The following is a 15,876-nucleotide window of genomic DNA, read 5'->3' as shown; positions in this document are numbered from 1 at the left end:
GCGGCCGCCCTTTTTGTTTGTGTTGGTTTGTGCCTGCTCCGGCCGATCTGCGCTCCCTCGCCCGCTTGCTTGCGGGAGATGGTCGGGGAGAGGGTATCTCCGCGTCGGGATCGCCCCGTGCGGAGAAAGCCTTCACCCGCGTCTTCGGCGTGACCTCTCCCGCAAGCGGGAGAGGTGCAACAACTCACGCGGCGAGATCGAAGCGGTCGAGGTTCATCACCTTGGTCCAGGCCTTGGCGAAGTCCTTGACGAACTGCTCCTTGGAATCGGACGTGGCATAGACCTCGGCATAGGCGCGCAGCTGCGAGTGTGCGCCGAAGATCAGATCGACACGCGTGCCGGTCCACTTCACCGCGTTGGTCTTGCGATCGCGCCCTTCGTAGGTGCCGTCCGTGCCGGCCGGGGTCCATTGCGTGCTCATGTCGAGCAGGTTGACGAAGAAGTCGTTGGTCAGCGTTCCCACCTTCGAGGTGAGGACGCCGTTCTTCGAACCGGCCGCATTGGCGCCGAGCACGCGCAGGCCGCCGAGCAGCACCGTCATTTCCGGGCCGGTAAGCCGCAGCAGCTGCGCGCGATCGACGAGTGCTTCCTCGGGCATCAAGAACTGCTGCCGCTTGCCGATGAAGTTACGGAAACCATCGGCCCGCGGCTCCAACGGCGCGAACGAGGCCGCATCCGTCTGCTCCTGCGAAGCATCCATGCGGCCCGGCGTGAAGCCGACCTTGACGTCGACGCCGGCGTCCTTCGCGGCCTTCTCGACCGCGGCGGTGCCACCGAGGACAATCAGATCGGCAAGCGAGACCTTCTTCGCGCCGGCCGACGCGTTGAACTCCTTCTGGATGGCTTCGAGCCTGCCCAGAACCTTCGCGAGCTGAGCCGGCTGGTTCACCTCCCAGTCCTTCTGCGGCGCAAGCCGGATGCGCGCGCCATTGGCACCGCCCCGCTTGTCGGAGCCGCGGAACGTCGACGCCGACGCCCAGGCCGTCGCGACCAGCTCCGGCACCGACAGACCCGCGGCCAGGATCTTCGCCTTCAACGAGGCGATGTCCTGATCGCTGGCGAGCTCGTGATTCACGGCCGGGATCGGATCCTGCCAGATCAGCGTCTCCTTCGGCACCAGCGGGCCGAGATAGCGTGCGACCGGTCCCATGTCGCGATGGGTGAGCTTGAACCAGGCGCGGGCGAAGGCGTCCGCGAACTGATCAGGATGCTCGAGGAAGCGCCGCGAGATCTTCTCATAGGCCGGATCGAAGCGCAGCGAGAGATCGGTCGTCAGCATCGTCGGCCGATGCTTTTTGGACTTGTCGAACGGATCCGGAATGATGGCGTCGGCACCCTTGGCCGTCCACTGGTTCGCGCCGCCCGGGCTCTTGGTCAGCTCCCATTCGTATTTGAACAGGTTCTCGAAGAAGTTATTGCTCCACTTCGTCGGCGTCGTGGTCCAGGTCACCTCGAGGCCGCTGGTGATGGCATCGCCGCCCAAGCCCGAAGCGTGCTTGCTCTTCCAGCCGAGCCCCTGATCCTCGAGCGCGCCCGCTTCCGGCTCCGGTCCGACCAGCGACGGATCGCCCGCGCCATGGGTCTTGCCGAAGGTATGGCCGCCGGCGATCAGGGCTACGGTTTCCTCGTCGTTCATCGCCATGCGGAAGAAGGTCTCGCGGATGTCCTTCGCGGCCGCGATCGGATCCGGCTTGCCGTTCGGACCTTCCGGGTTGACGTAGATGAGGCCCATCTGCACCGCGCCGAGCGGCTCGGCGAGCTGGCGTTCGCCGCTGTAGCGCTCATCGCCCAGCCAGGTGCCTTCGGGACCCCAATAGAGCTCTTCCGGCTCCCACACGTCGGCGCGACCGCCGGCGAAACCAAAGGTCTTGAAGCCCATCGATTCCAGCGCGACGTTGCCCGCGAGGACCATCAAATCGGCCCAGGACAGCTTGCGGCCATATTTCTGCTTGATCGGCCACAGCAGCCGGCGCGCCTTGTCGAGGTTGGCGTTGTCGGGCCAGCTGTTCAGCGGAGCGAAGCGCTGCTGACCGGCACCGGCGCCGCCGCGGCCGTCGGTGATGCGGTAGGTGCCCGCGCTGTGCCAGGCCATGCGGATCATCAGGCCACCGTAATGGCCGAAATCCGCCGGCCACCACTCCTGCGACTCCGTCATCAGCGCGGTCAGGTCCTTGATGACAGCGTTCAGGTCCAGCGTCTTGAATTCCTTGGCATAGTCGAATTCCTTGCCCATCGGATCGGACAGGGCGGAATTCTTATGCAGCATCTCGATGCTGAGCTGGGTCGGCCACCAATCGCGGTTCGCCGGTACGCGTTTTCCACCCGAAAACGGGCACTTCGAAGTGTCGTCCATGAATACCTCCTCTGGTGGCGTCGAACTCGCGCCTTTGACCAGGTCGCACCACTCTAGGCCTCACATTCCATCAGGGGAAGTTGACTTTAGTGATCGCTGCGATAGGATTTTCTGATGGTCAACCTCACAATGCGCCAGCTGCGATATTTCGACGCGCTGGCGCGTCACGGCCATTTCGGACGCGCCGCGGAGGCCTGCTCGATTTCGCAGCCCGCCCTGTCGATGCAGATCAAGGAACTGGAAGACGCGCTGGGCGGCCTGCTGCTGGAGCGCAGCGCCCGGCAGGTCGCGCTGACGCGGTTTGGCGAGGAGCTCGCACCACGCGTCCGCGACATCCTGCGCTCGGTCGATGAGCTCGGCGATTTCGCCCGTGCCTCGCAGGACCGTTTCGCGGGCCGCCTGCGCATCGGGATGATCCCGACCATCGCGCCCTATCTGCTGCCCAAGATCACCAAGAATCTCACCCGCATGCATCCGGAGCTCGACATCCGCGTGCGTGAGACGATGACGCCGCGGCTGATCCAGGAACTGGTGGAAGGCCGGCTCGACACCGCCATCGTCGCGTTGCCGGTGTCAGAGCCCTCGCTCACCGAGGTTGCCCTGTTCGAGGAGAAATTCCTGCTGGTGCGGCCGGGCACCGATGCGGGAACGCCGGTGCCGTCGCGCGAGATGATGCGGGAGATGCGGCTGTTGCTGCTCGAGGAGGGGCACTGTTTCCGCGACCAGGCGCTGTCGTTCTGCAACATGCAATCGGCGCCGCCGCGCGAGATGCTGGATGCGAATTCGCTGTCGACGCTGGTTCAGATGGTCAGCGCCGGCATCGGCGTCACCCTGATTCCGGAGATGGCGGTGTCGGTGGAGACCCGATCGGCCTCCGTCGCGCTTTCGCGCTTCCGCGACCCGGAGCCGTCGCGCACCATCGGCATGGTCTGGCGCAAGACCAGCCCGCTGGCGCGGCAACTTCTGCAAATCTCCGAAGTGGTGTGCCTGTCAGCCGGCAAGGTGCGCGCACCGAAATCCGTGCGCGGCCAGCAGGCCTAGGCTCCGATGGCGCATCCGGTGATCCGCCCCGCCCGCGCCGACGAATACGACGAGATCGGCCGTGTCTGGATGGAGAGCTGGGTCTCGACCGGGCTTGCCGAGGCGAGCAATTTCCTGCTGGCGAATTTGCGCGCGCGAATCCGGCGCGAAATCGAGGACGGCTGGAGCCTGTTCGTGGCCGACGACAACGGCACGATCGCGGCGATGCTGGCGCTGCATTTGCCGAAGCTCTATCTCGACATGCTCTTCGTCGGGCCCGCCTATCAAGGGCAATCGCTCGGCCGGCAATTGCTCGCCTTCACCCGCACACAAATGCCCGACGAGATCTCCCTGCGCTGCGTGCGCGAGAACGAAAAGGCCTGGCGCTGGTACGAGCGCGAAGGTTTTGTGTTCGAGAAGGAAGAGGTCGAGCCGTCGAACGGGTTTGTGATGAAGTATTACCGGTGGAAGAGAGCGGCCTGAAGCCGAACGCCGCGCTTGCAGGCACCCCTTACACGTTCTAGTTTTGCGGCTCCCGTATCACCAGCTGCTCATTTCCCGGATCCATGTTCCCACGCTTCATCGTCGCCGCCGTCCTCGCGTTACCCTTTGCCGCAGCGGGATGGGCGAAGTCTCCTCCGACACAAATAGCCCCGCGCCAGCCGCCCCCGCCAAGCCTGCGGCAAAGAAACCGGTGCCGAAGGCAAACGCTGGCGCGCCGTAGGGCGCGTTGAAGTGAGCCGATGAACGTCCTTGCTGCCGCATTGGTCTCATATGCCCTGCTGTCGCCGACAGGTGGGCAAGTGCAATCGACGCCGAAAATGGAAGTCGTCAGGCCTTCGGCCAGAAGGCCGGCAACCGTCACGCCGGCCAAGCCTGTAGAGAGCGGCCCGTGCCAGATCGGCGTGATCTCATTGGCCGGCGACCTCTTCTCGGTCGAGAAATATGGGGCACTCAAATTTCTAGATACGTACGCGCACACATCCGTCGCTGCTTGGGGGCTCGATGAACTTGTCGTCTCGCGCGTCCGCGCTGCCGCCCCAGGCAGCTCCGTCAGGGGAATTCCGTACACGCGTCAGGAGCTCACCGAAGCCCGCCGGCAGCGATCGTTTTTTCGCGATTACGACGGAAACCTCCTGCGATTTGTTCAATACCTTGCCAGCCGCACTCGCTGCGAACGCTACATCGCTGTGCTCAGGCGCGGCGGCACTCAGCGTGAATTTGGCATCGGTATCTCGTACCATCTCGATGCACGCGTATTTCTCTTCGCGATGATGTCTGCGCGCGTCTATGACGGCCGAACATTCGAAATCATCGGTGATGCACCGGCGCGCGAAGACGATTACTCTGCGCTACAGCGTGCTCTCCACGACGAGCTGGGTGGCCCCTATCGCATACTGGATGCTGCGATGTTTCCGGCGAAGCCGGCGGACGCGGTCAAAAATCTGGTGTTGCGCGATGGCGTACGCGCGATGCTGACGAAGAGTCTCGACAAGACGCTGCCGGCCCTGCTGCAAGGTCCGTCTCCGTCGCGTTGACCAAGATGTCGCTCGCGGAGCGGCGCTTCCGTCTAGGCGTAGTGCGTTGCCTATCCGGCGCAAACACGCAATGAATGCGCCTCGTCGCCTCTTGCTGATGGAAGGGTCCGCGCCATGATCAAGCTCTACTATTCGCCCCGCTCGCGTTCGTTCTCGGCGCTCTGGCTGATGGAGGAAAGCGGCCTGCCCTATGAGCGCGTGCTGACGGACATTTCGACCGGCGCGCAGAAGGCGCCGGATTTTCTGAAGATCAATCCGATGGGCAAGGTGCCGGCGCTGACTGACGGCGACGCTGCGCTCGGCGAATCCGCCGCGATCTGCGCCTACATTGCCGACCGCTATCCCGAGACGAAGCTGGCGCCTCACGTAACCGATCCGCGCCGCGCGCGCTATCTGCAGTGGCTGTTCTTCTCGCCGAGCTGCATCGAGCCCGCCATCATCCAGATTTTCACCAAGATCGAGGTGCCGACCTCGACCGCAGCCTGGGGCAGCGCGACGCAGGTCTTCGACGTGCTGGAGACTGCACTCGCGAAGGGGCCGTGGATTCTCGGCGAGGAGTTTTCGGCCGCCGACGTCACGGTCGGCTCGGGGCTGAATTTCGCGGTGCGCCTGTTCAAGATGGTGCCGTCGCGGCCGGCCTTCGACGCCTATCTCGCGCGCTGCATGGCGCGACCAGCGTTCCAGCGCGCGGAGAAGATCGCGGCGGGTTGAGGCGAGCTCGGAATTTGTAGGGTGGGCGAAGCGACTTGTCCGCCGTAGCACGAAGAGCGAAGGCGGAAGCGTGCCCACCACTGATGTCGCGATCGTCGAGACATGGTGGGCACGGCGCAAGTGCGCCTTTGCCCAGCTACGAAATCACTCTGATTTCAGATCATCCGGTTTCGGCATCAGGACGATGTTGTAGCCGGAATCGACATAGTGGATCTCGCCGGTCACGCCGCCGGAGAGATCCGACAGCAGATACAGCGCCGAGCCGCCAAGCTCGTCGAGCGTGACGCCGCGGCGGAGCGGCGAATGCTTTTGCATGAACGCAAACATCGCGCGCGCCTCGCCGATGCCGGAGCCGGCGAGCGTGCGGATCGGCCCGGCGGAGATCGCGTTGACGCGGATACCGCGCGGTCCGAAATCCGCGGCGAGATAACGTACCGAGGCTTCCAGCGCCGCCTTGGCGACGCCCATCACGTTGTAGTTGGGCATCGCGCGCTGAGAGGCGCCGAACGTCAGCGTGATCATGCTGCCGCCCTGCGGCATCAGCTCGGCGGCGCGTTTTGCGACCTCCGTGAACGAAAAGCAGGAGATCACCATGGTGCGCGAAAAGTTGTCGCGGCTGGTGTCGGCGTAGCGGCCCTTCAGCTCGTTCTTGTCGGCGAAACCGATCGCATGGATCACGAAGTCGAGCTGGCCCCATTTTTCGCGCAGCGCAGCGAAGGTGGCATCGACGCTGGCGATGTCCTCGACGTCGCAGGGCAGCACCAGTTCCACGCCAAGAGATTCCGCCAGCGGCTTGACGCGCTTGCCCAGGGCCTCGCCCTGGAAGGTGAAGGCGAGCTCGGCGCCGTGGGCCTGCAGCGTCTTCGCCATGCCCCAGGCGATCGAGTGATCATTGGCAATGCCCATGATCAGACCGCGCTTGCCCTTCATTAAACCTTCCATAGCCCACTAGTCTCCGCTCTTCGTCACGCCCGGGCTTGTCCCGCCTGCGCGGCCGAAGCCGCTTCGGCGAGGCGAAGGCCGGCCATGACGAAATAATCACCGGTCTCAGATAGCAGCGTCACACATCCAGCCGGCTGAACACCAGCGTGGCGTTGGTGCCGCCGAAGCCGAACGAGTTCGACAGCACGGTGCCGATCTTGACGTTGTCGATGCGCTTGCGCACGATCGGCATGTCGGCGAACACAGGATCGAGCTCCTGGATGTGCGCGCTCTCGCAGATGAAGCCGTTATTCATCATCAGCAGCGAATAGATCGCTTCCTGAACGCCGGTCGCGCCCAGCGAATGCCCGGTCAGCGCCTTGGTCGCCGAGATCGGCGGGCACTTCTCGCCGACGCCGAACACCTTGCGGAGCGCCTCGATCTCCGGCGGATCGCCGGCCGGCGTCGAGGTGGCGTGCGGATTGATGTAGTCGACCTTGGTCTTCACCGTCGACATCGCCATGCGCATGCAGCGCTCGGCGCCCTCGCCTGACGGCGCCACCATGTCGTAACCGTCCGACGTCGCACCATAGCCGACGATCTCGCCGTAGATGCGCGCGCCGCGCGCCTTGGCATGCTCGAGCTCTTCCAGCACGAGCACGCCGGCGCCGCCGGCGATGACGAAGCCGTCGCGATTGATGTCGTAGGGCCGCGAGGCGGTGGCGGGCGTGTCGTTGTATTTCGAGGACATTGCGCCCATGGCGTCGAACAGCACCGACAGCGACCAGTCAAGCTCCTCGCAGCCGCCGGCGAAGATGACGTCCTGCTTGCCGATCTGGATGGTCTCGTAGGCATTGCCGACGCAGTGGTTGGACGTGGCGCAGGCCGACGAGATCGAGTAGTTGACGCCCTTGATCTTGAACCAGGTCGCAAGCGTTGCGGACGCGGTTGACGACATCGCCTTCGGCACTGCAAACGGTCCGACGCGCTTCGGTCCCTTGGTGCGGGTGATGTCGGCGGCTTCGACGATGGTGCGGGCGGACGGGCCGCCCGAGCCCATGATGATGCCGGTACGTATGTTGGAGACTTCGTCAGGTCCCAGACCGGAATCCTGGATCGCCTGCTCCATCGCGATGTGATTCCACCCCGCGCCCTGGCCGAGGAAGCGCATCGCACGCCGGTCGACAACCGTCGCGGGATCGATCGTCGGCGCCCCCTGCACCTGCGAACGGAAGCCGAGCTCGGCATATTTCTCAGCCCGCGAAATGCCTGACTTCGCCTCGTGAAGGCTCGCAAGCACTTCCTGGGTGTTGTTTCCGATCGACGAGACGATGCCCATCCCGGTGACCACAACCCGCCTCATGACAGCCTCGCCTCAATCGTTGTCTTCGTGGTGATGCGCTCAGCCTAGGCTGGTACCCTGCTTGAACAGGCCGACCTTCAGATCCTTTGCGCGATAAATAATCTGGTCATCGACCGAAAGCCATCCGTCGGCGATGCCGAGCACCAGCTTTGAACGCATCACGCGTTTGATATCGATGTTGTACACAACCTTGCGGGCCTCGGGCAGCACCTGGCCGCTGAACTTCAGCTCGTTCAGGCCAAGCGCGCGGCCGCGCCCTTCGCCGCCGCTCCAGCCCAAATAAAACCCGACCATCTGCCATAGCGCATCCAGACCAAGGCAGCCGGGCATCACGGGATCGTTCTTGAAGTGGCAGCCGAAGAACCAGAGGTCGGGCTTGACGTCGAGCTCGGCGCGCACCACCCCCTTGCCAAATTCGCCGCCGGTCTCGCTGATGTCTGTAATGCGGTCGAACATGAGCATCGGCGGCAACGGCAATTGCGCATTGCCCGGGCCGAACATCTCGCCGCGGGCACATGCCAGAAGATCTTCATATTCGTAACCGTTGCGCCTGTTCAGCATGCGGAAGCCTCTGTTCTAACCCCGATTGAGCGGCGTTTCTGGCAGAAATGGGCCCCATTCGTCCGGTAGGCAGCGCCAATTGCTATCGATCAGACGCAAATGCCGAGAGCCCGGCTGGACTGCCGACCAGACCTCAATGCCTGGCAGCGCCAAAATCGGTAAGCGGAACCGCGCGCTCTCTAACACAGGGCATTTCGGGTGGCAAAGCGGTCTCATGAAGGTAAAATGACGGGAGCCGGCCGGGTTCCTTGCCGGCCGGGTTCCTCGATCGATTAGAACCGCTCTAGTTGCGAGAAACTTGCATCTGCATCTATCTCTCCATATATTGCAGACAGATAGTGTTCACGCGTGCCCGAATTTGGAAATGAACGAAAACAACGCGCCCCATCGCGACGAAGACGCCCATGCGGCGGCCCTTCTGTCCGGCCGCCAGCCGGCCCTGACCGGCTGCCCGTGGCACGACGTCAATGAAATGCTCCAGTCCGCCGGCCTTCGCCCGACCCGGCAGCGGATGGCGCTGGGCTGGCTGTTGTTCGGCAAGGGGGCACGCCACCTCACGGCTGAAATGCTCTACGAGGAAGCGACACTGGCCAAGGTCCCGGTCTCGCTCGCGACCGTCTACAACACGCTGAATCAGCTGACCGATGCCGGCCTGCTGCGCCAGGTCAGCGTCGACGGCACCAAGACCTATTTCGATACCAACGTCACCACGCACCACCATTATTACCTCGAGAACAGCCATGAGCTGGTCGACATCGAGGACCCACATCTGGCGCTGTCCAAGATGCCGGAGGTGCCCGCGGGATACGAGATCGCGCGCATCGACATGGTCGTGCGGCTGCGCAAGAAGCGCTGAGCTCTAATCGTAAATTGCTTGATTTAGTCGCAATGGCCGGGCTTGTCCCGGCCATTGCCATTTACACTGTCATTCCGGGATGGTCCGAAGGACCAGACCTCAGGTGCGCAATTGCGCACCGGGGAATCTCGATATCCCGGGTTCGATGCTGTGCATCGCCGCGGGATGACGCTTCGCGTCAGTTCACCTGCTCGTCCGAGTACACACCCCAGAGGCGCTCCTGCTGGATCCAGCCGTCAAAACCGTTGCCGGTGACGTGGCACCAGTTTGTGGTGCACTTTTTCACCTGCGTGACGACGCCGGCCTGAAGCTTTGCGGCCACAGCGCTGTCGGGATCGGCACGGTCATAGATCGGCGCGAGATCGTCCTTGTGCTTCATCGTGACCACCGCGGTGCGGCGGCCCGACAGCAGCGAGTGATAGACCCAGCCTTCGGCGCCCTCGGAGTCGCGGACCCGGCGCCAGTTCTCGAACTCGGCAGTGATTTCAACCGGCAGGCCGGAGCGGGTGTAGACCCAGGCGACGTCATTGTCCTTGGTCGGGCCGGCGCGGACGTTCACGTGGTCCGATTTGAGGCTGACATAGCGCGGCACCGGCAGCCCGCTCGCGGTCTGGGGTGTGCTGTCCTTTGCCGAATGCCCGGGGCTGACCGAGGCGCTCAGCCAGGTGCAAACGAGCGCCATCACCGAACAAAAACGCCCCAACGCCATCAACCCGTCTCCTGTCGAAGACCCGGCCCTGCCTGGTCCTCACTCATTCCAAACCCCTGCCGCGTTAGCCCCTGACCCGCCCCACGCGGGTGTTCCCGAGCCCTATGCCCGTGGTTCTTGTCTTGGCCCGGCCTTCTGATAGAGAGGACGGACATCTGAACAACCAGTTTGCCCCGATTTTCCGGCCGGAAACATCGGGAGAGCTTGAAGGAAACGCCGGGGACGACGCGGCAAGGGCAGTGTCGAACAACCGGGTTAATGAGGCCTCAACGGCCGGCCTTTGGCGACAGAGGCGGCTTGCAATGCCTCATGAGAGCAGGACATGTCGGTGAAAAAAAAGCCCCTCGTCGTCGTGACGCGCAAGCTGCCGGATTCGATCGAAACGCGGATGCGCGAGCTGTTCGACGCACGGATCAATCTCGATGACACCCCGATGTCGGCCGAGCAGATCGCGGAAGCCGCGCGCACGGCCGACATCCTGGTTCCGACGGTCACCGATCACATCGGTGCAGACATCGTCAACCAGCCCGACTGCAAGCTGCGCCTGATCGCCAATTTCGGCAACGGCGTCGACAATATCGACGTCGAGGCCGCCCATGCGCGCGGCATCACCGTCACCAACACGCCAAAAGTTTTGACCGAAGACACCGCCGACATGACCATGGCGCTGATCCTGGCGGTGCCGCGCCGGATGATCGAAGGCGCCTCGGTACTGACGGAAGGAAAACCCTGGGCCGGCTGGTCGCCGACCTGGATGCTCGGCCACCGCATCGGCGGCAAGCGTCTCGGCATCATCGGCATGGGCCGCATCGGCCAGGCGGTCGCACGCCGTGCCCGCGCGTTCGGCCTCCAGATCCACTATCACAATCGCCGTCCCGTCGCGCCGAAGATCGCCGAAGAGCTTGGCGCGACCTACTGGGAAAGCCTCGACCAGATGCTGGCGCGGATGGACATCATCTCGGTGAACTGTCCGCACACGCCGGCCACCTACCATCTGCTCTCGGCGCGGCGGCTGAAGCTGATCCGCAAGGACGCCTATATCGTCAACACCGCGCGCGGCGGCGTCACCGACGAGGACACCCTGGTCAAGCTGATCGAAGGTGGCGAGATCGGCGGCGCCGGCCTCGACGTCTACGAGCACGAGCCGGCGGTCAATCCGAAGCTGGTGCGGCTTGCGAAGGCCGGCAAGGTGACGCTGCTGCCCCATATGGGCTCGGCCACGATCGAAGGCCGCGTCGAGATGGGCGAAAAAGTGATCATCAACATCCGCACCTTCCTCGACGCGCACAAGCCGCCCGATCGCGTGCTGCCGAGCATGCTCTAGGATCTATTTGTCTCTCGCTTGCGCGAATCCGCGACGAAGCTTGTAGGGTGGGCAAGCGCTTCGCGCCTTTTCCCCACCCTTGCTACGCAGGTCGCGACGCGTTGCGCTTGCGCCAGTCTGTGACGAAGTCGATGAAAGCGCGCAGCGCCGGTGGCACCTGCCGTCTGCTGGGATAATACAGAAAAGGCCCCGGGAACGGCTCGCACCAATCCTGGAGCAAGCTGACCAGCGCGTCGGATTTCACGGCTTCCTGGACATAACCATCGAGCGTTGCCCAGATGCCGACACCGTCGAGCGCAGCGCGCATGGCAAGGCCCATATTGGTCGAGATCAGCTTGGCAGGCGGATCGACCTTCACGAGCTGGCCATCTTTCTCGAACTCCCAATGATGCATGACGCCGCTCGAGTAGCGGGCGCGAATGCAATCATGCTCGAGCAGGTCCTTTGGATGACCGGGCTTGCCGCGGCGAGCGAGGTAGGCAGGCGATGCGACGATGGCATAGCTCTGCGGGCCGCTCAGCGGGATCGCCACCATGTCCTGCGCGAGATGCTCGCCATAGCGTACGCCTGCATCGAAGCCCGCGCTGACGATGTCGACAAAGCCGCTTTCGGCAATGATTTCGAGATCGACTTGCGGGTGCGCCGCGATGAACGGGCCGATCATTGGCGTCAGGACGAGATCCACGGCAGGCGGCGGCGCGTTGATGCGCAGGCGCCCCGAGGCGACCTCGCGCAGGCCTCGGACCTGATTCAGGGCGTCGCCGACATCGCGCAGAGCCGGCGCCACGCGCGACAGCAGCAGCTCGCCCGCCTCGGTCAGGGCGACGCTGCGCGTGGTGCGGTTCATCAGGCGCACCCCGAGGCGCTCCTCCAGGTCTCGTAAGCGCTGGCTAAGGCTCGACACCGACACGCGAGTCTCCACCGCCGCTCGGCGGAAATTGCGGGTGCGGGCGACAGCCACGAAGACATCGAGGTCGCGCAGGTCGGGATCGGCCATTGTTCGTTATATTGAACAAGCTATTCGGCATTGTCCAGCTTATCAGCGTAATGGAGCGGAGGCATATCTGCCCTCGTCATGCGGCGCAACCCGCGCCGCCCTTCAAGGGAGAGCCACCATGGAACAGCGCAAACTCGGTGCAACCGGCCCCAATGTCTCGAGCCTAGGCCTCGGCTGCATGGCCATGTCGGACGCCTATGGGCCAGCCGATCGCGGCGAGAGCATCGCCACCATCCATGCGGCGCTCGATGCCGGCATCACGCTGCTCGACACCGGCGATTTCTACGGCATGGGCCACAATGAATTGCTGATCCGCGAGGCGCTGAAGGATCGCCCGCGCGACAAGGTTCAGCTCAGCGTCAAGTTCGGCGCGCTGCGCGGCCCCGCCGGCGAATTCGTCGGACTCGATTCGCGGCCGGCTGCGACGAGGAACTTCCTTGCCTATTCGCTGCAGCGTCTCGGCACCGACTACATCGACGTCTACCGGCCGGCACGGCTTGATCCCAGCATTCCCATCGAGGAGACGATCGGCGGCATCGCCGAGATGGTGAAGGCCGGTTATATCAGGCATATCGGCCTGTCCGAGGTCGGCTCCGACACCATCCGCCGCGCGCATGCCGTGCATCCAATCGTCGATCTCCAGATCGAATATTCGCTGATCGAGCGCGGGATCGAACGCGACATCCTGAAGACCTGCCGTGAGCTTGGCATCGGCATCACCGCTTATGGCGTGCTGGCGCGCGGCCTGATCAGCGGCCATTGGTCCAAAGGCTCCGGGAAGATCGGCAAGGACTACCGGCTGATGAGCCCGCGTTTCCAAGGCACGAACCTGGATGCCAATCTCGCGCTGGCGGAGCAGTTGCGGGCGATCGCCACCGAGATCGGCGCAACACCGGCGGAGGTCGCAATTGCCTGGGCGGCGGCGCAGGGCAAGGAGATCGTGCCGCTGGTCGGCGCCAAGACCCGCACCCGTCTTGCTGAAGCGCTCAGCGCGACCAAGGTGACGCTGATGCCGGCGCATCTTGCGGCGCTGGCAAAGGCGTTTCCACCCAACATCGCCTCAGGCACGCGTTATGCGGCCGAGCAGATGGCGCATCTCGACAGCGAGAAGCCGGTCGCGGCCTAAAGGCGCGGCAATCAGTTGCGATGGGCGCGCAGGTCGGTCATGACCGGCCCATCGCCATTGAGCGGATTGGTGGGATCGCGCCCGTATCGCAGCGTCTCGAAGCGCATCGCGCGCGCATCGATCATCAGGAGGCGGCCGACCAGGCCGTCGCCAAAGCCGACGATCTCCCGGATCGCCTCCAGAGCCATCATCGAGCCCATCACGCCGGCGAGCGCGCCCATCACGCCGGCCTCGGCGCAGGCCGGCACGGTGCCGGGCGGCGGCGCTTCCGGAAACAGGCAGCGATAGGTCGGATTGAACACGCCCTCGGCATTCGTCTCATGCGCACGGATCGTGGTGAGCGAGCCGTCGAAGGTGCCGAGCGCCGCCGTGATCAGCGGCTTCTTCGCAAAGAAGCAGGCGTCGGAAGCCAGATAGCGCGTCGAGAAATTGTCGGAGCCGTCGAGCACGAGGTCGTAGTCGCCGATCAGCGAGAGCGCATTGTCGGCATTGAGCCAGGTGGCATGTCCGACAAAGCGCACATGCGGATTGAGCGCCGCGATCCGCTCCGCCGCGCTCTCGACCTTGTGCCGACCGATATCCGGTGTCGTATGGATGACCTGCCGTTGAAGATTTGACAACGACACGACGTCGTCATCGACCACGCCGAGCGTGCCGACACCGGCCGCGGCCAGATACATCAGGGCGGGTGCGCCGAGGCCGCCGGCGCCGATCACCAGCACCGACGCCCGCTTCAGCGCAGCCTGGCCGGGACCACCGACATCCCGCAGCACGATATGGCGGGCATAGCGTTCGAGTTCGTCCGGGCTCAGCATCGTCGTCCTTCTGGGTCCCTCCCCTCATGGTGAGGAGGCGCGAAGCGCCGTCTCGAATCATGAAGGCCCGTTTGCAGCATCTCGGCCTTCGTCCTTCGAGACGCCGCTTGCGCGGCTCCTCAGGATGAGGCTCACCACCTGAACCACCCCAACATTGTTCGCGACCAACGAGATGTGCTTCAATGGCACGGCGTTCAATGGGCGGGCTGGATTTGTCATGAGATCGATGCTTGCGGCAACACTGATGTTGGCGTCTGCCACGGGCGCCAGCGCCCAAATGACGACGCCACGGCTCCCCGGCACCAAGCCGAAGGTGGTCCAGACCGTTCCGATCCGTCCTCCCGCTTTGCAGACGCCATCGGAGACGGCCGACACCATGGCGCAGGCGGAGCGGCTGTCGCTGCAATCCGACCTCGCCTGGGTCGGCGACTATAACGGGGCCATCACCGGCGATGTCAGCGCGCGCATGGTCGATGCGATCAAGGAGTATCAGAAGACCAAGGGCGGCAAGCCGACCGGGGTGCTCAATCCGCAGGAGCGCGCCGCGCTGGCCGAAACCGCGCGGCGCAAGCAGGACAGCGTCGGCTGGAAAATCGTGACGGAGATGACCAGCGGCGCGCGCCTCGGCATTCCCGGCAAGCTGGTACCGCAGCAGGCAACCGACGCCAACGGCTCGAGATGGACCTCGCCGACCGGAACGGTGCAGGTGCTGCTCAGCCGGCGCAAGGAGGCGAACCCGACCACGGCAAAGCTCGCCGAAGCGGAGAAAAAGGAGCCGGCGGGGCGCAAGGTCGACTACACCGTGGTGAAGCCCGACTTCTTCGTGCTGTCGGGACTGCAGGGCCTGAAGAAGTTTTACGTGCGCGGCACCTTCAAAGGCGACGAGGTCCGCATCATGACGATCCTCTACGATCAAGCCACCGAGAACACGGTCGAGCCGGTTGTGATCGCGATGTCGAGCGCGTTCAATGCTTTCCCGTCGGGCCAGCAAGCCGGACCGGCGCCGCGCAAGACGGTCGAATACGGCACTGGCATCGTCGTCAGTGACGACGGTGCGATCGTCACGGACCGGCTCGTCACCGACGGCTGCCTCGCGCTCACGATCGCTGGCTATGGCCACGCCGATCGTCTCGCCGAGGACAAGGAGCACGATCTGGCGCTGCTGCACATCTACGGCGCGCACGGGTTGAAGCCGCTCAACCTCGCCAGCGGCACGGCGAAGAGCAATGTCGATGTCATCGGCATCGCGGATCCGCAGAGCCAGGGCGGCTCGGCGACCATATCGAGCCTCAAGGCTGCCTTGGCATCCGCCGGCGGCGGGGATGCCGCGCTGTCGCCGCCGCCGGCCGTTGGATTCTCCGGCGGCCCTGCGATCGACGGCGACGGCAAGTTCTCCGGCGTCGTACTTTTGAAGCCGGCAATGCTTGCAGGACCTGCAACAGCGCTACCGGCATCACAGGCCGTGATGGTCTCCGCGGACACCGTGCGCGATTTCCTGAAGGCGAACGCCGTCACGGCGAACGGCACGTCGACAGATGCGAAAGCCAGCGTCGTGCGCGTGATCTGCGTGCGGAAGTAGCGA

At 64.2% G+C, this 15,876-nt stretch carries 15 protein-coding genes; 8 read left to right on the top strand and 7 right to left on the bottom strand.

Features of this window, described 5'->3' with window-relative positions; genetic code table 11:
- Positions 1-184: 184 nt before the first annotated feature.
- Entirely contained in the window at positions 185-2,353 is a 2,169-nt protein-coding gene (gene katG / locus AC0L2O_RS03510) for a catalase/peroxidase HPI (RefSeq protein ID WP_473368728.1), read from the bottom strand.
- A 114-nt stretch (positions 2,354-2,467) separates the two neighbouring features.
- Here katG and AC0L2O_RS03505 point away from each other — a divergent pair, with 114 nt between their 5' ends.
- From AC0L2O_RS03505 to AC0L2O_RS03490, 4 genes are all read left to right on the top strand, one after another.
- On the top strand, positions 2,468-3,394 hold the full coding sequence (locus AC0L2O_RS03505; RefSeq protein WP_473368727.1) for a hydrogen peroxide-inducible genes activator: 927 nt from the start codon (positions 2,468-2,470) through the stop codon (positions 3,392-3,394).
- A 6-nt stretch (positions 3,395-3,400) separates the two neighbouring features.
- The gene (locus AC0L2O_RS03500) at positions 3,401-3,856 is read left to right on the top strand and encodes a GNAT family N-acetyltransferase (protein WP_473368726.1); all 456 of its coding nucleotides are present in this window, start codon (positions 3,401-3,403) and stop codon (positions 3,854-3,856) included.
- Between the two features lie 260 nt (positions 3,857-4,116).
- Positions 4,117-4,911, top strand: a complete 795-nt coding sequence (locus AC0L2O_RS03495) for a hypothetical protein (RefSeq protein WP_473368725.1) — start codon at positions 4,117-4,119, stop codon at positions 4,909-4,911.
- Positions 4,912-5,025: 114 nt separating this feature from the next.
- Positions 5,026-5,622: a glutathione S-transferase family protein gene (locus tag AC0L2O_RS03490; protein WP_473368724.1), complete on the top strand. Its 597-nt coding sequence runs from the start codon at positions 5,026-5,028 to the stop codon at positions 5,620-5,622.
- Positions 5,623-5,766: 144 nt separating this feature from the next.
- Here the strand turns inward: AC0L2O_RS03490 and fabI are convergent, their stop codons facing one another.
- The 3 genes from fabI to fabA form a co-directional block, all read right to left on the bottom strand.
- Complete coding sequence (fabI, locus tag AC0L2O_RS03485; RefSeq protein ID WP_473368723.1) at positions 5,767-6,564, bottom strand: enoyl-ACP reductase FabI; 798 nt, start codon at positions 6,562-6,564, stop codon at positions 5,767-5,769.
- A 118-nt stretch (positions 6,565-6,682) separates the two neighbouring features.
- Positions 6,683-7,906: a beta-ketoacyl-ACP synthase I gene (gene fabB / locus AC0L2O_RS03480; RefSeq protein ID WP_473368722.1), complete on the bottom strand. Its 1,224-nt coding sequence runs from the start codon at positions 7,904-7,906 to the stop codon at positions 6,683-6,685.
- 39 nt (positions 7,907-7,945) lie between these two features.
- The gene (gene fabA, locus AC0L2O_RS03475) at positions 7,946-8,467 is read right to left on the bottom strand and encodes a bifunctional 3-hydroxydecanoyl-ACP dehydratase/trans-2-decenoyl-ACP isomerase (RefSeq protein ID WP_007603915.1); all 522 of its coding nucleotides are present in this window, start codon (positions 8,465-8,467) and stop codon (positions 7,946-7,948) included.
- 364 nt (positions 8,468-8,831) lie between these two features.
- On the opposite strand from fabA, the gene irrA reads away from it, so the two are divergent.
- Positions 8,832-9,323: an iron response transcriptional regulator IrrA gene (gene irrA, locus AC0L2O_RS03470; RefSeq protein ID WP_369720283.1), complete on the top strand. Its 492-nt coding sequence runs from the start codon at positions 8,832-8,834 to the stop codon at positions 9,321-9,323.
- 178 nt (positions 9,324-9,501) lie between these two features.
- On the opposite strand, the gene AC0L2O_RS03465 is transcribed toward irrA, so the two are convergent.
- A complete protein-coding gene (locus AC0L2O_RS03465; protein ID WP_369720282.1) occupies positions 9,502-10,032 on the bottom strand; it encodes an SH3 domain-containing protein in 531 nt (176 codons plus the stop codon).
- Between the two features lie 322 nt (positions 10,033-10,354).
- Here AC0L2O_RS03465 and AC0L2O_RS03460 point away from each other — a divergent pair, with 322 nt between their 5' ends.
- Positions 10,355-11,356, top strand: coding sequence for a 2-hydroxyacid dehydrogenase (locus AC0L2O_RS03460; protein WP_473368721.1), 1,002 nt, complete (start codon positions 10,355-10,357; stop codon positions 11,354-11,356).
- A gap of 82 nt (positions 11,357-11,438) precedes the next feature.
- Here AC0L2O_RS03460 and AC0L2O_RS03455 read toward each other — a convergent pair whose 3' ends face one another.
- Positions 11,439-12,353 carry a LysR family transcriptional regulator gene (locus AC0L2O_RS03455; RefSeq protein ID WP_473368720.1) on the bottom strand — a complete coding sequence of 305 codons (915 nt, stop codon included), beginning with the start codon at positions 12,351-12,353 and terminating at the stop codon, positions 11,439-11,441.
- A 118-nt stretch (positions 12,354-12,471) separates the two neighbouring features.
- Between AC0L2O_RS03455 and AC0L2O_RS03450 the strand changes: the two genes are divergently transcribed.
- Positions 12,472-13,479 carry an aldo/keto reductase gene (locus AC0L2O_RS03450; RefSeq protein WP_473368719.1) on the top strand — a complete coding sequence of 336 codons (1,008 nt, stop codon included), beginning with the start codon at positions 12,472-12,474 and terminating at the stop codon, positions 13,477-13,479.
- 11 nt (positions 13,480-13,490) lie between these two features.
- Here the strand turns inward: AC0L2O_RS03450 and AC0L2O_RS03445 are convergent, their stop codons facing one another.
- Positions 13,491-14,294: a HesA/MoeB/ThiF family protein gene (locus AC0L2O_RS03445; RefSeq protein WP_473368718.1), complete on the bottom strand. Its 804-nt coding sequence runs from the start codon at positions 14,292-14,294 to the stop codon at positions 13,491-13,493.
- Between the two features lie 217 nt (positions 14,295-14,511).
- On the opposite strand from AC0L2O_RS03445, the gene AC0L2O_RS03440 reads away from it, so the two are divergent.
- Positions 14,512-15,873, top strand: coding sequence for a peptidoglycan-binding protein (locus AC0L2O_RS03440; RefSeq protein WP_473368717.1), 1,362 nt, complete (start codon positions 14,512-14,514; stop codon positions 15,871-15,873).
- The last annotated feature ends 3 nt before the right edge of the window (positions 15,874-15,876 follow it).

Source organism: Bradyrhizobium sp. Kon10 (assembly GCF_055807395.1).
The sequence above is the reverse complement of the archived record's forward strand: the minus strand, read 5'-3'. Positions and strand labels throughout refer to the sequence as shown.

Bases quoted from the DNA above. Each gene is read 5' to 3' on its own strand.
- katG (WP_473368728.1), bottom strand. From the start codon at position 2,353: ATGGACGACACTTCGAAGTGCCCGTTTTCGGGTGGAAAACGCGTACCG.
- AC0L2O_RS03505 (WP_473368727.1), top strand. From the start codon at position 2,468: ATGGTCAACCTCACAATGCGCCAGCTGCGATATTTCGACGCGCTGGCG.
- AC0L2O_RS03500 (WP_473368726.1), top strand. From the start codon at position 3,401: ATGGCGCATCCGGTGATCCGCCCCGCCCGCGCCGACGAATACGACGAG.
- AC0L2O_RS03495 (WP_473368725.1), top strand. From the start codon at position 4,117: ATGAACGTCCTTGCTGCCGCATTGGTCTCATATGCCCTGCTGTCGCCG.
- AC0L2O_RS03490 (WP_473368724.1), top strand. From the start codon at position 5,026: ATGATCAAGCTCTACTATTCGCCCCGCTCGCGTTCGTTCTCGGCGCTC.
- fabI (WP_473368723.1), bottom strand. From the start codon at position 6,564: ATGGAAGGTTTAATGAAGGGCAAGCGCGGTCTGATCATGGGCATTGCC.
- fabB (WP_473368722.1), bottom strand. From the start codon at position 7,906: ATGAGGCGGGTTGTGGTCACCGGGATGGGCATCGTCTCGTCGATCGGA.
- fabA (WP_007603915.1), bottom strand. From the start codon at position 8,467: ATGCTGAACAGGCGCAACGGTTACGAATATGAAGATCTTCTGGCATGT.
- irrA (WP_369720283.1), top strand. From the start codon at position 8,832: ATGAACGAAAACAACGCGCCCCATCGCGACGAAGACGCCCATGCGGCG.
- AC0L2O_RS03465 (WP_369720282.1), bottom strand. From the start codon at position 10,032: ATGGCGTTGGGGCGTTTTTGTTCGGTGATGGCGCTCGTTTGCACCTGG.
- AC0L2O_RS03460 (WP_473368721.1), top strand. From the start codon at position 10,355: ATGTCGGTGAAAAAAAAGCCCCTCGTCGTCGTGACGCGCAAGCTGCCG.
- AC0L2O_RS03455 (WP_473368720.1), bottom strand. From the start codon at position 12,353: ATGGCCGATCCCGACCTGCGCGACCTCGATGTCTTCGTGGCTGTCGCC.
- AC0L2O_RS03450 (WP_473368719.1), top strand. From the start codon at position 12,472: ATGGAACAGCGCAAACTCGGTGCAACCGGCCCCAATGTCTCGAGCCTA.
- AC0L2O_RS03445 (WP_473368718.1), bottom strand. From the start codon at position 14,294: ATGCTGAGCCCGGACGAACTCGAACGCTATGCCCGCCATATCGTGCTG.
- AC0L2O_RS03440 (WP_473368717.1), top strand. From the start codon at position 14,512: ATGAGATCGATGCTTGCGGCAACACTGATGTTGGCGTCTGCCACGGGC.